General features: G+C 35.0%; 16 protein-coding genes. 7 read left to right on the top strand and 9 right to left on the bottom strand.

What is annotated here, in order from left to right:
• Positions 1–8 precede the first annotated feature (8 nt).
• From HMPREF1252_RS05585 to HMPREF1252_RS05555, 7 genes are all read right to left on the bottom strand, one after another.
• Positions 9–554 (bottom strand): ImmA/IrrE family metallo-endopeptidase, encoded by a 546-nt coding sequence (locus tag HMPREF1252_RS05585; protein ID WP_023059730.1) that lies wholly within the window; start codon positions 552–554, stop codon positions 9–11.
• On the bottom strand, positions 547–954 hold the full coding sequence (locus tag HMPREF1252_RS05580) for a helix-turn-helix domain-containing protein (RefSeq protein ID WP_023059714.1): 408 nt from the start codon (positions 952–954) through the stop codon (positions 547–549). The genes HMPREF1252_RS05585 and HMPREF1252_RS05580 overlap by 8 nt, the downstream gene beginning before the upstream one ends.
• A 258-nt stretch (positions 955–1212) precedes the next feature.
• Positions 1213–2550: a sodium-dependent transporter gene (locus HMPREF1252_RS05575; protein ID WP_023059736.1), complete on the bottom strand. Its 1338-nt coding sequence runs from the start codon at positions 2548–2550 to the stop codon at positions 1213–1215.
• Between the two features lie 333 nt (positions 2551–2883).
• Positions 2884–3300 carry a hypothetical protein gene (locus HMPREF1252_RS05570; RefSeq protein WP_023059740.1) on the bottom strand — a complete coding sequence of 139 codons (417 nt, stop codon included), beginning with the start codon at positions 3298–3300 and terminating at the stop codon, positions 2884–2886.
• Between the two features lie 10 nt (positions 3301–3310).
• Entirely contained in the window at positions 3311–4528 is a 1218-nt protein-coding gene (locus tag HMPREF1252_RS05565) for an ABC-2 family transporter protein (protein WP_023059691.1), read from the bottom strand.
• Positions 4525–5382 (bottom strand): ABC transporter ATP-binding protein, encoded by an 858-nt coding sequence (locus HMPREF1252_RS05560; RefSeq protein ID WP_023059689.1) that lies wholly within the window; start codon positions 5380–5382, stop codon positions 4525–4527. The genes HMPREF1252_RS05565 and HMPREF1252_RS05560 overlap by 4 nt, the downstream gene beginning before the upstream one ends.
• A complete protein-coding gene (locus tag HMPREF1252_RS05555; RefSeq protein WP_008902736.1) occupies positions 5366–5752 on the bottom strand; it encodes a GntR family transcriptional regulator in 387 nt (128 codons plus the stop codon). The genes HMPREF1252_RS05560 and HMPREF1252_RS05555 overlap by 17 nt, the downstream gene beginning before the upstream one ends.
• Positions 5753–6004: 252 nt before the next feature.
• Between HMPREF1252_RS05555 and HMPREF1252_RS05550 the strand changes: the two genes are divergently transcribed.
• The 3 genes from HMPREF1252_RS05550 to HMPREF1252_RS05540 are packed head-to-tail and all read left to right on the top strand — an operon-like array spanning position 6005 to position 10887.
• On the top strand, positions 6005–7558 hold the full coding sequence (locus HMPREF1252_RS05550) for an S-layer homology domain-containing protein (protein WP_023059692.1): 1554 nt from the start codon (positions 6005–6007) through the stop codon (positions 7556–7558).
• Positions 7559–7564: 6 nt separating this feature from the next.
• Positions 7565–9208: a MutS domain V protein gene (locus HMPREF1252_RS09305; RefSeq protein WP_023059700.1), complete on the top strand. Its 1644-nt coding sequence runs from the start codon at positions 7565–7567 to the stop codon at positions 9206–9208.
• On the top strand, positions 9205–10887 hold the full coding sequence (locus tag HMPREF1252_RS05540; RefSeq protein WP_023059686.1) for an FAD-dependent oxidoreductase: 1683 nt from the start codon (positions 9205–9207) through the stop codon (positions 10885–10887). The genes HMPREF1252_RS09305 and HMPREF1252_RS05540 overlap by 4 nt, the downstream gene beginning before the upstream one ends.
• Before the next feature lie 96 nt (positions 10888–10983).
• Here HMPREF1252_RS05540 and HMPREF1252_RS05535 read toward each other — a convergent pair whose 3' ends face one another.
• Entirely contained in the window at positions 10984–12321 is a 1338-nt protein-coding gene (locus HMPREF1252_RS05535; RefSeq protein ID WP_023059709.1) for a Na+/H+ antiporter NhaC family protein, read from the bottom strand.
• Positions 12314–13555: a MalY/PatB family protein gene (locus HMPREF1252_RS05530; RefSeq protein ID WP_023059684.1), complete on the bottom strand. Its 1242-nt coding sequence runs from the start codon at positions 13553–13555 to the stop codon at positions 12314–12316. Before HMPREF1252_RS05530 ends, HMPREF1252_RS05535 begins: the two co-directional genes overlap by 8 nt.
• A gap of 408 nt (positions 13556–13963) precedes the next feature.
• On the opposite strand from HMPREF1252_RS05530, the gene HMPREF1252_RS05525 reads away from it, so the two are divergent.
• From HMPREF1252_RS05525 to HMPREF1252_RS05510, 4 genes are read left to right on the top strand one after another with little or no spacing between them, the layout of a single operon-like run.
• Positions 13964–14305 (top strand): V-type two sector ATPase, encoded by a 342-nt coding sequence (locus tag HMPREF1252_RS05525; protein WP_008902732.1) that lies wholly within the window; start codon positions 13964–13966, stop codon positions 14303–14305.
• The gene (locus tag HMPREF1252_RS05520) at positions 14292–16247 is read left to right on the top strand and encodes a V-type ATP synthase subunit I (protein WP_023059733.1); all 1956 of its coding nucleotides are present in this window, start codon (positions 14292–14294) and stop codon (positions 16245–16247) included. The genes HMPREF1252_RS05525 and HMPREF1252_RS05520 overlap by 14 nt, the downstream gene beginning before the upstream one ends.
• Position 16248: 1 nt before the next feature.
• Positions 16249–16716 carry a V-type ATP synthase subunit K gene (locus HMPREF1252_RS05515; protein ID WP_023059731.1) on the top strand — a complete coding sequence of 156 codons (468 nt, stop codon included), beginning with the start codon at positions 16249–16251 and terminating at the stop codon, positions 16714–16716.
• A 15-nt stretch (positions 16717–16731) separates the two neighbouring features.
• Positions 16732–17286: a V-type ATP synthase subunit E gene (locus HMPREF1252_RS05510; protein ID WP_023059688.1), complete on the top strand. Its 555-nt coding sequence runs from the start codon at positions 16732–16734 to the stop codon at positions 17284–17286.
• The last annotated feature ends 1 nt before the right edge of the window (position 17287 follow it).

Here is a 17287-nt window from a genome sequence, read left to right as displayed (position 1 = left end):
ACCTCCAATTAATCTAGATCGTTTCTCGGTTTGTACTTCTTTAAAAATCCTGAATCTGGGCTGACAGGGAAGATATTTTTAAGGTCTATGATATTTAACTTCACAAGCTCTGAAATTTTAAGATTTAGAAGATTTATATCCACACCGAGCCCTGCCGCCAACTCTCTGTCACTTTCCGCATACTCCATCATCTTTAAGAGATCATCGTCAGGTATTAGCAGATGAGCGGCGAAAATATTTGCTTCGATTTCAAAAACATTTACCGGATTGAAAACTCTGCTCTCATGAAAGGTGACACCCTTTAGAGATTCTTCTCTATGGAGTTGGTCGTGGCCAATTTCGTGGGCGAGGACAGTGTCTTTTAAACTTCCCAAGTTGTTTGGGATGAAAATATATCTGTTTTTCAAAATAACCTGGTACATTCCAAGAAGAGTCTTGGTTTCATCCATATACTTAATATTTATATCGAGAGCCTTCGCGAGTTCTTCAGGATTTCTAGTCTTGTACTTTTCGACAAGCTCATTTACCTTTTCATAAATCCATCTATTACTCATTGCCATCAGTCTTCTTTGAATATTTTTTATTCTTTAGTTTTGATTCCCAATATGCTTCTGAAATAGCTTTAAACACCACGTCCTTATCTTCCTCTGGCAGCTCACCACCGGCAAAGAGTCCCTTCATAGATTCCACTAGATCCTGTGCATCCCTTGCACCTTTGTATCCATATGTGTCCCTTGCCTGCATGATGAAGTATTCCTCGTCGGTCAAGAGATAATTTACATTGACATCGAAGATCTCCGCCAGTTTTTCAAAATTTTTCATTGTGCGAGGGCGGGTTCCCTTCACCTCGTAGTTGCTTATTGTTTTAAGAGAAGTTCCAAGCATGTCCGCCAACTCTTTTTGAGTTAGCCCCTTCTCTTCCCTTAGACTTTTGATTTTGTTACCGAAATTCATAATACCTCCTTTGGAACTTAAACTTCCAATAAACGTTTAAAAAAATATAAAAAATAATATTTAAAGTGTATTTTTATACAAATGAGAACTTAAAGTACTTATATTATAAACTTTAAAAATTTTTAAGTCAACGAAATTTAATTTTATAACCTAGTATATGCATAAAAAAACTGCCAAGGAAGATCTTGACAGTTTTATTATTTTATTTAGTTTTAAAAGAAATTTTATTAGGAAAACTTCGTTGAGATTTTAAATAAACTAAAATGCAATCTTATAATACAGAGCGATAAAACATAGAATCATCGCCATTGGTACATAGATAAATTTGCCTAGGTAGTACCAAGTCTTGGTGTAAGTTTTCTTGCTTCCAATATTTATTTCTCCGATAAGAGCATCTCTATCCATGATCCAGAACCAAGAAAAGGCACCGAGGGTCGCTCCCATTGGAATGATGTATATGGACACTAGATCCATCCAAGGTCCCCATCCGCCGAGGATTGCACCAGGCACTCCGCCTATTGGCTCCATAAAAATTCCAGGGATAAATGCTACAAGACCGATGCAAACAAGGACAGTCTTTCGATTTAAATTTTTGAAAGTATGAAGGATTGACTCGCAGACAACCTCGAACATATTTTGTAGCGACGAAATCCCGCCGAATAGTACTGCAAGGTAGAGGGCGATGGCAAAAATTCTGCCGCCCACCATATTTTGTAAAATCTTTGGAAGTGTCACGAACAAAAGTCCAGGACCGCCTTCAGGATTTTCGCTAAATGAAAATAATGCAGGAATCATAACAAGTGCTGCAACCATAGCAGCTATGGTATCGAATATTGCCGTCTGTTTCGCACCGCCGACGATGTCCTCGTCCTTGTTTAAATATGCACCGCAGACAATCATCCCACTTCCGGTGATGGATAGGGAGAAGAACGCCTGTCCCATGGCGCTAACGAGCACCTTTGGATCAAGAAGCATCTTCCAATCTGGAGTGAACATAAATTTATATCCAGAAAAAGCATTTGGTAAAAATGCAACCCTAATCGCAAGGATGACGAATAGCACAAAGAATAGTGGCATCATGATTTTGTTTGCCTTTTCAATTGAGTGAGCACCACTTACGCAGGTGAGTAGAGTGATGACTATAACTATGAAATGGAAGTGTACCACGCTGAAATTGGTGCTTGAAAAAGATTTAAACCATGTGTCAGCATCGATGGTCATAAGACTTCCCGTCAAACTTTGGAATAGAGATTTCAAAACATAGGAAATGATAACCGCGTAGCCGATAGCTATACAGATAGAACCTAGAAGAGGTAAAAATCCAATAGCTTTTCCAAGTTTTGAAAGATTCACATGGGACCAAGCCTTTTCGTAAGAACCGAGGGTTCCAGTTTCGGAATATCTTCCCACAGCATATTCAGCAGACAGACCAAAGTAGGCAAAAATTGCTATAAAAAATAGATATACTAATAAAAATGCTCCACCGCCATTAGCTGCAAGTTTGTATGGAAACCCCCACACGTTCGCCATTCCCACCGCAGAACCTACGGTAGTTAAAATAAAACCCCAGGTTGAGGTAAATTTATTATTTTTCATTGAAATTAATTCTCCTTAAAATACTTTATTGCTTTGACTCAATAAACTTAAATATTATCATAAGCTTTTAAAAAATTATTGTCAAGGCTTAAATAAATTAGTTTTTTAAATCTTAATAGACTAGAATAAAATTTAAAATTACATGCTCTACGTATAGCGCGGGACATAAATATTATTAATGATACATTATTTTAATGTATATTAAATAGAATTCAGATTATTTACCATAAGATTATTTTGTCGTAATTGTTTCTGGTTAAGCACTTTTACAATAGAATATAAAAAAAGGATGGAAAATTTCCATCCTAATTTTAATTATAATATTAATTCTTTTTATTTTTTATTTTCATCTCTAACTTTAAAGACAAAGTCTATGTCTCTAAAGACGATGTGTCCGTTTTCGTCGATCTTTAGATCTGGAAGTGAATCGCTCTTTATGGTTCCATCTTCTTCTAGTACTGGATTTTCAGATTTGATTTCTTCGTTAAAGGAAGAGGTGAGCTCTCCTGTAAGTGTTCCTTCTTTACGCATCTTTTCTATTTCTTTTTCTCTTTCTTCTTCCGGCACATGTTGCAAATCTGTGTACATTTGTACGAAGATATGGTCCTTGTCAAAATAGATTAGTCCTTGGTGGGATGTGAATAGTGAACCTTCCAGTCTTTCTTCATAGAGGGATTTCTTCTGGCATCCTGTGAAAATTATAAGGACTAGCACCATAGTCAGGGCTAAAATCTTTCTGAAATTTTTCATAATATCCTCCTTAGAATCCGATATTTACTTCGAATAACATTTTGTAGAATTTATAACTTACAAATAGCATAAATGCTGCGAATGGATACATTAATATTCCTACTCCTGATCCTGAGCCAAAGATTCCATTAATTAGTAGGGTTGATGCGCATACTGTAGTTATTATTGCTACTACCATTATAACCTTTGATACACCTTTTAGTACTATACACTTGGTGGTTCTGGAGCCGTCGTTTAATTTGGTTACTATTAGTCCGATTAGGAAGTAGAGGACGCATAGGAACACTATATTTAAAATATATTTACCATCTAGTATGGTATTTGCGCTATTTACTATTGAATAGATTGGATTTTTCTCCATCATCTTTCTAAAATTACTTAGATCTGAGAAGGTGATTGAGTCTGTGTTGAAGAATATTTGGTAGAATCTTAGATATAGTTCTTCAAGAATTATTCCTCCAAATGTGATGATGAGCATGCCGAAGAATCCGACTATATTTCCAGAGACTGTTCCAACTCCAAATGCTCCTAGGAATATGGCGATGCTCTTAAGGATATTTTTGCCTAAGCTGCTTCCGATACCGCTAAAGGTTAGGATATTTCCAAATGGTGTATTTCTAACTAGAAGATAGTTGATTCCAAGACTTACTACGAGGTAAACCATGAGGCTTAGTATTCCAAAGATGACCTTTGCCACATAGACTCCTTCTCTTTTCACTGGAACTTGTCGCATAAATTTATAGAATGAGGTCATAAATTCTGAACTTAATAAGAATGCCACTACCACCGCAAGTATGATTAGTGAGAAGTTCAGACTTAGAATCTTGCTTCCTGAGATTAAGCCTTTGTCATAGTCAAGGACTCTGGCAATATTATAGTCAACTATTGATCCGCCATATCTAAAAGATTCTGCATTGTTTTCTGCTCTGTCTAAGCCAACTTTTTTCCCGTAGTCTGCCACCATTTTTATATCTTCTTTTGTAAATGGTTTTTTAAGCCTTTCTTGAACAACTCGATAGTCGACGTAATCGTCCTTATCTTTTTCAAAGGTGCCATTATTAAATTTTTCTACCTTTATTATACTTGATGCCAAATCTTCGCTTATATTTCGATATTCAAATTTAACTGTTGAAAATTGTAGGAATATGGTCCCTATAAATATTACTGCGAAGAGTAGGCTGTATTTTTTATATAATATTTTTAAAACTTTATCTAATCCTTTCATCATCTATCCTCCTTTATGCTTTCATAGTAGAAGACATCTTCGTATTTTACAGGGATGATGTCGTGTTGGATGATTTCTGTCTTTAATTTCTTTTGCACTTCTTCAAAAGAATCTTCTGTGAGAATGGTTATAACTCTTCCGATTTCTCCGGTTATAAATAGTTTTTCTCTGTCTTCTTTCTTAAGTGTTTCCTTTAGAACTATTTGGAATTTATTTAGATTTAGACTTTGGTCCACTGCTTGAAGACTTCCATCTAGAGAGATATATATTGCTGTGTCGGAGATGGATTCTAGTTCATCTAGTGAGTGGGAGGAGATTAGCACTGCTCGTCCTGCTGCTGTTGCGTCTAGTACATACTCGATGACCTTCCTTCTATTTACAACGTCGATTCCGTCTAGGATTTCATCTAGTAGTATATAGTCTGCTCCAGTTGCAAGGATTATTACAAGTCCGAGTAGGGCACTTTGACCTTTGGAGAGATTTCTCACATCCCTCTTCGGACTGATTCTTAATTTTGTAAGCTCTGTCTTTACGAATTCTCTATCGAAGTGAGGATAGATAATTTCATAAAATTCCATGATTCTTAGTGCGTTTGAATATTTAAATAGATCGAATCTATCTGGAAGAAACGCGATGTTTTGTTGAAGAGTTATATCTTCGTCGATTTTTTTGTCGTCAATGGATATAAATCCGCCATCTTGCGAAATTATTCTGGATAGAATCTCAAGCATGGTGGTCTTGCCAGAACCATTTCTTCCTATTAGGGATGTAACTTTACCTTTTTCTACGGAGAAACTAATGCCGTTTAAAACATGTTTTTCGCCATAGCTTTTGTGAATATCATTTATTTGTAGCATTAGACTCTGCCTCCTTTTCTACATTTCTATAGATTTCTTCTATATCTTCTAAGCTTAATTCGTGGTAGATAGCTTCTTTAAAAACACTTGCTATCTTACGCTTCACATTTTCCTTTTCCAAAAGTTCTCTAGATTTATCGAACTCGATAAATGTTCCTCTGCCTACTATCGTCTTTATGACTCCCATACTTTCCAGCTCTCTATAAGCTCTTTGAACTGTGGATTCATTGACAAGGAGAAGTTTTGCCATCTCTCTAACTGAAGGAAGTTTATCTCCTTCAAGAAACATGCCCTTGACTATGGAATCTCTAATGGAGTCGACTATTTGTTTGTAGATTGGGACTGAACTTTTTAAATTGATATTAAACAAATCTTCTACCTCCTTTTATTTAAGTGTAATTTTTAATAAATTTGGAATGTGTGCACCACTCCATACACTATCTAAAGTGTACCATGTGATGTCACACATTGCAATCTATTTTTTAAAAATTTTTAAAAATATTTTTAATCGCATCTAAAAAATGTTTTATTTTGCTTTAAATTTATATTTTAAAGCTGTATTCAATTATAAAAGTACATAATTAACTAGATTTTTTGGTATAATTAAACTAGAGGTGATTATATGAAAAGGCTACTTACAATATTTTTGATGGCATTAATTATTTTTACAAACGCTTATGCAAAGGATGACATACAAGTATTTTTAGAAACTCCTACCATGCTACAAGCGAAGAGGGGAGACAATTTAAAATACTCAATCAACATAAAAGTTCCAAATGAAGCGAAGAAGGCATACAAATCCTTCGTAGTAACTGTACTTATAGATGAAAACTTGGACGTGAAATCCAGTTCATTAGTAGGTGCAACTGAAAAGAAGGACTCCATTGAGCTTAAGACCACCAAGGTAAAAAACGACAGCCAATCTCTAATTACACTTGCTGTTATGAATATAGATTCAATTGGAAATACAGAACTAATTAAAATTCCGCTGGACTGCGTACTTAAATCAGATATCGGAAAGGTGGATGGACTTAAAAATTCTGTAATTCTAACTTCAGTTGGCATGGACGGAAGCGAAAATACAGATCAACAAAGTTTCGTCGCTCAAACTCCAAGCACACAGGCAACTCTTTCTGTAAATCCTATTAAAGAAGGAGATGCAAATGCAAATGGTAAGGCAAATCCCAAGGCAAAGATAAGTGCCACTTTAAATGGCAAATCCATTGGAGAGGTAGTAGCCGATGACAACGGATCATTCACCATGAAGCTACCAACTATTAAGGCAGCACAAAATATAATTTTTAAATCAGTCTACACCGTTTCTGGAAAAGAACAAAACGCAGAAGTTGCAATCGTAGTTGAAAAATCTAATTCAGCTCCAGAAAAAAGTGTAGGAAATAATAGAGGAAGTTTAAATACCAAGGAAGAACTACAAGACTACTTGAAGTTTGCAGAAACTTTGGAAACTAAAGGGCTTGGAATGGAAAGTCTACTTAAGTTTCAGGCAGCTTTAGCAACTGGAAAGTATTTAGAGATAAAGTCAGAAGCAACTCCGGATGAAATTGGAAAAGCTATTAGAGATTTGGATGATGTAATAAAAGAACTTAGAACTCCATACATGACTGGAATTGAAAAAGATATTTTCAAAGTAGAATCCTACATGACAAGAGGTCAAGGAGCATTTATCTTTGCAAAGATCATAAATGGAGAAGCACCTACATCCATCTACTCAACTTTTAAAGATGTTCCTCAAAAGATGTGGTATGCAGAAGCAATAGGATTTTGCGAAAGAAATGGAATCATTTCAGGCTACGACGACAAGACCTTCAAACCGGAAAAACAACTGAAAAGAGCAGAGTTTGCCATGATTGTATATCGTTACCTAGGATACAACGAAAACTTTACAAAACAAAGTTTCAGCGATGTTAGGCCTGGTTACTATGCTTTCGATGCAATAAACACTCTTAAAGACAGGGGAATATTGACAGGAAGTCTAGATGGCAAATTCCATCCAGAAGCTAAGATCAAAAGAGGGGAAGCAGCTACTATAATCAACAGAGCACTTAGAAGAAATCCAAATGTAGAATTTTTAAATAAATATGGAAATAATCCATTTAAAGATTTGAAGAAGAAGCATTGGGCATATTATGAAATATTGGAAGCAACAGGAAATTAATTAAACATGAAAGACTTACTATTAAAATACTATGACCTGACGATTATGGTCCTTCTATTTGTAGGACTGTATATAATCTTAAAGATAATTAACTATTTTAAAGAAAAGAATTTTGAAAAATATATAGAGAGTAGAGCCTTTATCGGTCGCAGCGAAAAGCTAGACATCAAGAGGGATTACGACATAGTCATGAAAGCGCAGGAACTTCTAGATTTTGATTTTAAGGTGGACAGCACCACCTTTTATGACTTAAATCTCCTCGACTATATAAAGAGAATTGATTATTCCATGTCCACCATGGGAGCATCGAGCCTCTATGTGAGGACTAGAGAAGCACGCCCTATCTTAAAGGATCTCGACACTTTGAGATATATTAGAGAAAACCAGGAAGAAACAATAAGTCTTATGGCGAAGTTTCTTTCCTTTGGAGAGATAAAAAACAAGGAACTATTCACACTTTTAAAAAATGGAATCGAAGCGAAATTTAGCTTTGAACTATATGTAAAATTTTATCCGCTTATTGCTACACTTGTGTTGGGATTATTCTTTGTAAGTAAGATTTCTTTCTTGACAGGAATTACCTTAATATTGGCTACGAATGCCATAATCACCAAGGATATCTCCAAGAAGACCCAAGGCGCATCCAAGATGTTAACCATGCTTGGCAAGTTTTCAAAACTTGGAATAGACGTCCTAAAGACGGACTTGGAGCTAGAAAGTATAGAAAGATTAAGAGATTACAAAACTCTCTTAAAGAAAATAAATAGAAAGACTGGATCATTCTACAACAAGGTTGGTCTGGATACGGATATTTTCTATGAACTTATAAGCACTGTAACTCTTCACGAGGCGATGCTATTTTTAAGTATCAAAGATTTGGTAAATGAAAATAAGGAAAATTTGTGCAAGTTATACTTTATTTTAGGAGATATAGATAATGAGATTGCACTCTCAAACCTATACTACAATCTTGATTTAGTATGCAAAGCTGATGTTGCAGATAAGACGGAAGATATATCTATCGAAGGAGAAGAACTCCACAACCCGATAATATATTTAAAAGACAAAGAAGAATCTGTGGGAAATACTTTTAAATTTACAAAGGACATCCTTCTTACTGGATCCAATGCATCAGGCAAGAGTACGTTTTTAAGAACCATTGGAATAAATCACCTGATGGCTAAGACTCTCGGATTTGTGGTGGCGAAGAAATTTAAAACCACGGACACAGATATCTTTACAAGCATCGACATCAAAGATTCCATAGAAGAGAAGACCAGCTACTTTATGGCAGAGGCAAAAACCATAAAGAAGATGATAGATAACCCTGGAAATATATATCTTTTGGACGAGGTATTTAAGGGTACAAATACAATAGATAGAATATCTGCGGCAAGCTCCACCTTGGACTACCTGTCCAAGCAGGGATTTGTAGTAGCAGCCACCCATGATATAGAACTTACCAATATACTTGAAAAAGATTTCTGTAACTATCATTTTGAAGAAGTAGTTACAAAAGACGAAATTAAATTCGACTACAAACTTAAAGAGGGTAGAGCTGCAACAAGAAATGCCATAAGAATTCTAGAAATGTATGACTATCCAGAAATAATCACTAAAAAAGCAAGAGAAAGATCGGAGGAAATATGAAAGTAATCATAATTGGAGCGGTAGCAGGAGGAGCGTCGACAGCTACTAGACTAAGAAGATTAAATGACGAAGTAGAGATAAAAATATTTGAAAAAGGACCATATCCATCCTATTCAAACTGTGCAATTCCAAACTTTTTAAGTAGAGATGTAAAATCTTACGAAAATTTACTGCTAAATAGTCCAGAAAGTTTCAAGACTAGGTTTAATATAGATGTAGAAGTAAATAGTGAAGTTACAAAAGTCTTCCCAGAAGAAAAGAAGATTGAAATAAAATCTGAAGGCAAGACCTACACAGAAGACTACGACAAATTAGTGGTAGCTACTGGAGCAGAAGCGATAGTACCTTCATTTATAAAGGGAGTGGATCTACCACATGTGTTCACCGTTAAGACAGTGCCAGATGTGGTGAAGCTTGATAAATTCTTAAGAGAAAACGAAAAGAAAAGAGTAACCGTAATAGGCGGAGGATTTATCGGTCTAGAAGTTATGGAAAATCTAACAAGAGCCGGCTTTGAAGTGAGCATAGTTGAGGCTACAAACCAAGTGATGGCTCCAGTGGACTATGAAATTGCAACCATTATTCACAAAGAAATTCATGACAACGGAGTAGATCTATATTTAGAAGACCCAGTATCAGAAATTACAGAAAAAGAAGTAATCTTAAAATCTGGAAATAAAATTGAAACCGATGCAGTAGTCCTAGCCATAGGAGTAAGACCTACTTCAAAAATCCTAGAAGTTGCAGGAGCAAAGGTGGACGACAGAGGCTACTTAGAAATAAGTGACACCTACGAAACAAGCTTAAAAGATGTGTATGCAGTTGGAGATGTAGTTAAGAAAGAAGACTTCATGCTTGGCGGTCTTACAAATCTCGAACTTGCAGGCCCTGCACAGAAACAAGCTAGAGCCCTTGCAGATCATCTAGCAGGTAGAAAATCAAAACCGGTTTCAGTAATTGGAAGCAGCGCTGTAAGAGTATTCGATTTAAACATCGCCTGCACAGGATTAAACGAAAAGAAATTACAAAGTGACAATATAGAATACAAAACTTCCTATGTAATACCAATGGACAAAGTTGGAATAATAGGAGGAGCAAACCCAATATTTATGAAACTAATCTTCGACGAAGAAGGTAAAGTGTTAGGAGCACAAGCAGCAGGAAGAGGAACAGTGGACAAGAGAATAGACGTAGTTGCTGCATATATAAAGATGAATGGAAAATTAGAAGATCTATACGAATATGAACATGCCTACGCCCCATACTTCGCACCGCCAAAGGATGCTGTACATCTAGCAGCAATGGTTGGACAAAATATTTTAAATGGCGATGTAAGATGCGTAACCATGAAGGACTTAAGATCTCTCTATGAAGAAGGAGCGTATATTGTAGACGTAAGAGAGAAGAATGAATTTGAAAACGGTCATATAAAAGGCGCCCACAATATACCTCTAACAGAAATTAGAAATAGAATTTCCGAAGTGCCTAAGGATGTGCCGGTATATCTTCACTGCAGATCATCACAAAGATCCTACTACGCCTACACATTCTTAAGAGAAAATGGATACAAAAATATCTACAATATCCAAGGATCCTACCTATGGTTCTCACTTTATGAATACTTCGACGATTTGAGATTAAATAGGGAACCGATATTTACAAAATATAATTTTAAATAAAATAAATAATAACAAAAAGAGACAATTGATTAAAAATTGTCTCTTTTTTAATGACATTTTGAACTTAATAATTAAATGACTTATAAGGGTTACAAATTATTTTTTATCATAAGATTTTTCTTCGGCAGTTCTTAACCATCCAAATTGGATTGAAAGAAGAGCAACTATAATTAGGGCGAAGATATAGTACGCATACTTTAAAACTTCAAGAGGAGAAGTTTGGCTTAGTCCAGTAACGATAAGCATTCCTCCATCGTGAGGCATAAGAGCCAAGAAAGCACATGCAAATATATCTAATAGAGAAGCAAGTCTCTTAGGAGCTATATGGTATTTTTCTCCTATTTCTTTAGCGATAGGTGCAGAAATTATAATTCCAATTGTGTTGTTTATTAGTGCTGCTGAAAGAATACCAACTAGGAAAGAAATTCCATATTCAGCACCCTTTCTAGAATTGATTTTGGAAGTGATTTTTTCAACTAGCCATTCAACTCCGCCATAGAATTTAACGATACCTATAATACCTGAAACTAAGATTGCAACAATTGTGATGGAGAACATATCAGACATACCTGAACCGATTCCTCCAACCCATTCAAAGAAAGTAACGCTTCCTTGAGCAAGTCCTATTACACCAGTCATTAAAATACCGATAAATAGAACAACAGCAACATTAACTCCCATAAGAGCAGCAATAAGAACTGATAAATATGGGATGATTCTGATTAGATCATAAGGTAGCACCTCTGTAATCACGCCTCGCCCACCAAGGAAACCATAAAGCACTGCAGCTATGATGGCAGCCGGTAGAGCTATGAGGAAGTTCATTCTAAACTTATCCTTCATTTCTGCGCCAACACCTTGGGTAGCAGAGATAGTTGTATCAGAAATCATTGAAAGGTTATCTCCAAAGTAAGCACCACCTATAACTGCAGCAGAAGTAAGAGCTAAGTTTAGGTTTGCACCTTCGGCAACACTTATAGCGATAGGAGCAAGAGCTGCGATAGTTCCCATAGAAGTACCTATAGCAGTAGAGATAAAAGCACCCATAACGAAAATCCCTGGCACAAGGAGTGATGGTGGAATATGAGTTAAACTAAAGTTAACAACAGATTCTTTTCCGCCCATAACTGCCGCGGCACCTTGAAATCCACCAGCTAAAAGATAAATTAAACCAATCATCATAACTCCGGAGTTACCCATATTTTCGCAGATGATATCAATCTTTTGGCTTACAGGGTATTGTCTTTGCATTATTAGAGCAACGCCTATACCTACGAATAAAGCAATATGTCTAGGAAAAATTGAGAAAGGACTCTCTGCATTTTGAAGTGTAAAATACAGACCTATTCCAATATATAGTGCTAGAAAAATTAATAATGGCGCAAAAGCCAAAAATCCAATCTGTTTTCTTTCGATATTATTATTTTTATTCATTACATCCTCCTAAATTTTTAGATTCTTCAACTATTTTGTCTACAACATTTTTAACGATTTGTGGATCGGTAGCAAGGTTAAGTCTAATAAATCCTTTGTACTCTTCGCCGAACCATTCACCGTAATCCACAGCCAACCTACATTTGTCTTGTGCAAAATCTTTGGTAGCTTTGGAAACTGGCATATTGTTTACGATGACTTTTTCATCGTTTTTAAAGTCTAATATCTTAGAAAGATCGATCATTGGAAGGTAGGTTCCTTCAAGTTCAACTACATCTATTAAAGGAGCTTCTCTCTTTAAAGTTTCTTTTAGATAAGTATAGTTATCTAAGATAACTGATCTAAGAGCATCTAGCCATTCTTTGCCACCGTCGTAGGCAGCCTTAGTAGCTAAAGTTCCGAAAATATTAACTTCTGTTTGAATATGAGTTTTGTAGTATTCATCTAGCTTTTTACGAAGGCTTTCATTTTCAATAACAATATTAGAATGTAAAAGTCCAGCTAAGTTGAAAGTTTTTGAAGCTGCATTTACAAGAATTATTCTGTCTTTGTACTTTCCGTTTGAAACTATTGGCGCTGGAACATGTTTATTATCTCCAAATACAAAATCTTGATGAATTTCATCACTTACAATTAGAACATTATATTTTTCACAGATAGAAAAAAGTCTGTCGAGCTCCTCTTCAGTCCAAACCCTAGAAGCAGGATTGTGTGGAGAACAAAGTATAAGCATCTTCACATCTTCAGAAGCTAACTTTTCTTCGATTTTATCAAAGTCCATGTAAAATCTCTTGTCTTTATAGATAAGGTCACAGATTACCTTTTCTCTTCCTGTATCAGTAATTACGTTGTGGAAAGGATAATAAACTGGAGGCATTATCATAATTTTATCTTTTGGATTTGTGTAACAATTTACAAAAGTATAGAGTGCAGGCACAACTCCGCTAGCAGTTCTTACAAATTTCCTATCTACAGGATATGAAAAGTTATCTTCCATCCATTTAGAATAAGAATTGTAATAAGAGTCGTCAAGAAAAGTGTAGCCAAATATTCCGTGATCAATTCTTTTTCTCAAAGCATCTAGCACAGAGTCTGGAGTTTTGAATTCCATATCTGCAACCCACATAGGTACTAAATCAGGATCTTTGAATCTTTTGATTAAATAATCTTTTTTTAAACAATTTGTTCCATCTCTAGTAGTTAAATATTTTTCTAGAAATTCTTTTTTGTCCATTAATTTCCTCCTAAACCAATTAAATAAGAATCTAAACTATTTAGATACTCACCATTTAGTGTAATTATATAATTATGTTTTTTTATTGTCAAGGATAATAGAATACGATTTCAAAAATAAAAAATTTAATTAGCATATGTTAAAAATAGAAAATAAATTATTTTGTACTTAGTTTTAAAAAATAAATTTAGAAATTACAGACAATTTTATTAAAACGCTCTTTAAATTCCATATATAATTAAAATACAAAAATAAATTCTTGAGGCAAACGATGGATTGTAGCGATTTTTTCTCAAAATTATTTAAAAATTTAGAGTTTAGCACAATAATGTTTAGAAATTAAGCCCCTTAGATGTTATAATAATACTGAGATACTTTTGTTTAGATCTCAATTCCAATTTAGGATTTATGATAGATGGAGGTGATGGTGTGACAGATAATGCTCTTAGTAAGGTTAAGTCTGCTGAAGAAAACGCTTCAAAAATAATTGAAGAAGCTAACGAAACTGCGGAAAAGATACTGAAAGAAGCCAAAGAGAAGGCGACAGAAGAATATAACAATATACTTAAATCTGCAGATGAAAAGAGAACAGAGATTATGAAAGAGGCTAAATCTTATGCAGAGAAAGAAGCCGAGCCGATTATTAAAAATTCAAGAAAGGCTTGCGAAAAAATAAGGCACACAAATAGAGATGCCTTACAAGATGTAGCTGATCTTATAGCAAAGAGGTTGAGTAATGGCAATAGTTAAAATGAGTAAATTTCATCTATTCATTCTCTCCAAAGACAACAATGAACTTCTAAAGGCATTGCAAAGACAAAATCTTGTAAATTTCAATGACCTTGAAATCAAAGAAGAAGATCAGGACTTTTTAAAGAAGGTTCCTATTCCGCAAGAGCTGGTTGGTCTCGACGAAACTATTACCAACTCCAAATGGGCGATAGATCTTTTGGAAAAATATGAAGTAAAGCCTAGCATGATGGAATCTCTAAAGGAAGGTCAAAAGACCTACACCGTTTCAGAGTTAAAAGAAGAAGCTAGGGAATTTCCATTCAGAGAAAAATTTTCCGAATTAAAAGCTCTAGATGATAGAAAAAACAAAGTTCTTCAAGAAATAGAAAATATGAAGACTAGAGTAAATGAGCTAAGCCCTTGGTCCGATGTGGAGCTAAGAATAGATGAACTGAAGAAATTCAAAGATGTAAAGATAATCCCTGGAAATATTCCAGAAAAGTTTTTAGAAGATTTTAGAAAAGATATAAGTGAAATTGAGTTTGCCGACTTAAAAGTATATGACCTAAAAGATAAGATGGCATATGGAATAGTTATTTACTACAACGAAGATAAGACGGAAGAGGAAGTAACTGAGCTTATAAGACTTCACGCATTTTCTCAAACAGATATTAAAACTAAGGGAAATGTAAGGGATGAGATTTCAAAATTAAAAGAAGAAATCAAAGTAAAAGAAGATGAGCTTGATGAGGTAGAAAATGGTGTAAAAGCATTCGCAAAAGACTTAGAAGGTTTCAGAGTGCTACACGACTATCTAAGACAAAAAAGAATTAGGCTTATCGCAGAAAATAATTTTGTAAGTACAGAAAAAGTAAATATAATTGAAGGTTATGTACCTACAGAAAGTATTTCTGAATTGGAAGAGCTTCTAAAGGATGTTACCAATGGAGATTACTATTGGACCTACGAAGAAGCTAGTGTAGAAGATAAGAATGTACCTATAAAACTAAAGAACAACAAGGTAGTTCAAAACTTCGAAATGATGACAGAGATGTACTCTATGCCACAGTATGGAGAAATCGACCCAACTCCATTATTTGCACCGTTTTACTTTATATTCAGTGGAATAATGATTGGGGATGCAGGATACGGTCTATTGGTATTTATCATGACCAGACTTGCCCTAAAATTCTTGAAGCTTAACGAAGCAACCAAGAGAATGGTAAGTTTTATCTCCTATATATCAGTAAGTACGATGATATGGGGACTTATATTCGGATCATTCTTCGGAGATGCGGTAAAACTACCGGCACTTATAAATCCGAGTGAGGACTACTACTTGATGATAGGCATGTCACTGCTACTAGGTGGAATACACCTATTCTTCGCACTGGGAATCAAAGCTTATATGAATATTAGAGATAAGAAATTCCTAGATGCAATATATGATGTAGGATTTTGGTACATGGCTGTCATAGGAGCTATCGTATTTATAATAGCAATGGCTCTAAAACTAAGCCCTACAGTTACAAACATCGGTAAATGGTCACTGATTCTAGGACTTATAGGAATAGTATTAACCGGTGGAAGAACTGAGGATTCAGTAGGAGCAAAACTTGGCTGGGGACTTTACTCAGCATATGGAATCACATCCTATATTGGTGATTTCGTTTCATATTTAAGACTTATGGCACTAGCCCTAGCGGGAGCGTTTATAGCCATAGCGGTAAATATGATTGTAAGAATGTTATTTAGTGGAGGAATAATTGGAATAATAGCTGGAAGCATAATATTTGTAATCTTCCAACTATTCAATGCTTTTCTTTCATATCTATCTGCATATGTACACACAGCAAGACTAACATATGTAGAGATGTTTAATAAATTTTACGAAGGTGGCGGAAGGCCATTTAAAGAAATGATTGCAAAATCAGAATACTTTAATATTAGGGAGGAATAAAATGTCAGAATTTTTTATAACTAATGGTGGAATGATCCTAGGAGGTATAGCGGTAGCTATAGCAGTATTTGTAAGTGGTATCGGATCAGCTAAAGGTGTAGGAATGGCAGGGGAAGCTGCTGCAGGAGTAGTAATCGAAGAACCAGAAAAGTTTGGTAAGTCACTTGTACTTCAACTTCTTCCAGGTACTCAAGGTCTATATGGATTCGTAATCGGTCTATTTATGATGATGAGACTTACTCCAGATATGAGTTTTTCAAGTGGTCTTCTTTTAATCGCTGCATCACTTCCAGTAGCATTAGTTGGATATCATTCAGCTATTTGCCAAGCAAGAGTAGCAGTAGCAGGTATCAACATCCTTGCTAAAAACGAAGAACAACAAGCAAAAGGTATCATCTACGCAGTAATGGTTGAGATGTATGCTATTATCGCATTTGCTGTTTCATTCCTTATGATGACTCGTATCTAATAAAGGAGTGAGATTTTGTCAAATTTAGATAATATAACTAGTAAGATTATCGAAGATGCAAAATTAAAAGCTGAAGAAATAATAAATGCCGCTAAAGACTCTGCAGAAAAAATAGTAGAAGATAAGATCCTTCAAGGAGAAAAGAAGAAGGCTAATATCATCGAAAACTCAGAGAAAGAAGCGAAAACTCTAATTGACAGAAAACTCTCAAAACAAAATCTTGAAGTAAGGGATGACCTTATTTCTGCAAAACAAGAAGTAGTTAATCGTGTAATAGACATGGTTAAGTACAAGCTAAATAATTTAGATGACAAGACCTATATTAATTTTCTTAAAAAATCACTTTCTTCATTTGAAGGAGATGATTTAGAACTAATAGTTCCAGAAGATAAAAGAGAACTTGTAAAGAAAGAAAATCTAAATATAAGACTATCTGATGATGAAGCCATAAGCTCTGGTTTTGCAGTGCGTGCAGAAAATATGTACTATAACAATGATTTTGACGGAGTAGTTGAATCTAAAAGAGATGATCTTACTATAGAGATTATGAATAAATTATTTGAAAGTTAGG

Origin of the sequence: Peptoniphilus sp. BV3AC2, assembly GCF_000478945.1 — a bacterium.
GTDB lineage: Bacteria > Bacillota > Clostridia > Tissierellales > Peptoniphilaceae > Peptoniphilus_B > Peptoniphilus_B duerdenii.
Note: the sequence above shows the minus strand (reverse complement) of the source record. Positions and strands in the feature narration are given on the sequence as shown.

What these genes read in the sequence shown, in the direction of transcription:
- HMPREF1252_RS05585 (WP_023059730.1), bottom strand. Translation starts at nt 554, where the DNA reads ATGAGTAATAGATGGATTTATGAAAAGGTAAATGAGCTTGTCGAAAAG.
- HMPREF1252_RS05580 (WP_023059714.1), bottom strand. Translation starts at nt 954, where the DNA reads ATGAATTTCGGTAACAAAATCAAAAGTCTAAGGGAAGAGAAGGGGCTA.
- HMPREF1252_RS05575 (WP_023059736.1), bottom strand. Translation starts at nt 2,550, where the DNA reads ATGAAAAATAATAAATTTACCTCAACCTGGGGTTTTATTTTAACTACC.
- HMPREF1252_RS05570 (WP_023059740.1), bottom strand. Translation starts at nt 3,300, where the DNA reads ATGAAAAATTTCAGAAAGATTTTAGCCCTGACTATGGTGCTAGTCCTT.
- HMPREF1252_RS05565 (WP_023059691.1), bottom strand. Translation starts at nt 4,528, where the DNA reads ATGATGAAAGGATTAGATAAAGTTTTAAAAATATTATATAAAAAATAC.
- HMPREF1252_RS05560 (WP_023059689.1), bottom strand. Translation starts at nt 5,382, where the DNA reads ATGCTACAAATAAATGATATTCACAAAAGCTATGGCGAAAAACATGTT.
- HMPREF1252_RS05550 (WP_023059692.1), top strand. Translation starts at nt 6,005, where the DNA reads ATGAAAAGGCTACTTACAATATTTTTGATGGCATTAATTATTTTTACA.
- HMPREF1252_RS09305 (WP_023059700.1), top strand. Translation starts at nt 7,565, where the DNA reads ATGAAAGACTTACTATTAAAATACTATGACCTGACGATTATGGTCCTT.
- HMPREF1252_RS05540 (WP_023059686.1), top strand. Translation starts at nt 9,205, where the DNA reads ATGAAAGTAATCATAATTGGAGCGGTAGCAGGAGGAGCGTCGACAGCT.
- HMPREF1252_RS05535 (WP_023059709.1), bottom strand. Translation starts at nt 12,321, where the DNA reads ATGAATAAAAATAATAATATCGAAAGAAAACAGATTGGATTTTTGGCT.
- HMPREF1252_RS05530 (WP_023059684.1), bottom strand. Translation starts at nt 13,555, where the DNA reads ATGGACAAAAAAGAATTTCTAGAAAAATATTTAACTACTAGAGATGGA.
- HMPREF1252_RS05525 (WP_008902732.1), top strand. Translation starts at nt 13,964, where the DNA reads ATGATAGATGGAGGTGATGGTGTGACAGATAATGCTCTTAGTAAGGTT.
- HMPREF1252_RS05520 (WP_023059733.1), top strand. Translation starts at nt 14,292, where the DNA reads ATGGCAATAGTTAAAATGAGTAAATTTCATCTATTCATTCTCTCCAAA.
- HMPREF1252_RS05515 (WP_023059731.1), top strand. Translation starts at nt 16,249, where the DNA reads ATGTCAGAATTTTTTATAACTAATGGTGGAATGATCCTAGGAGGTATA.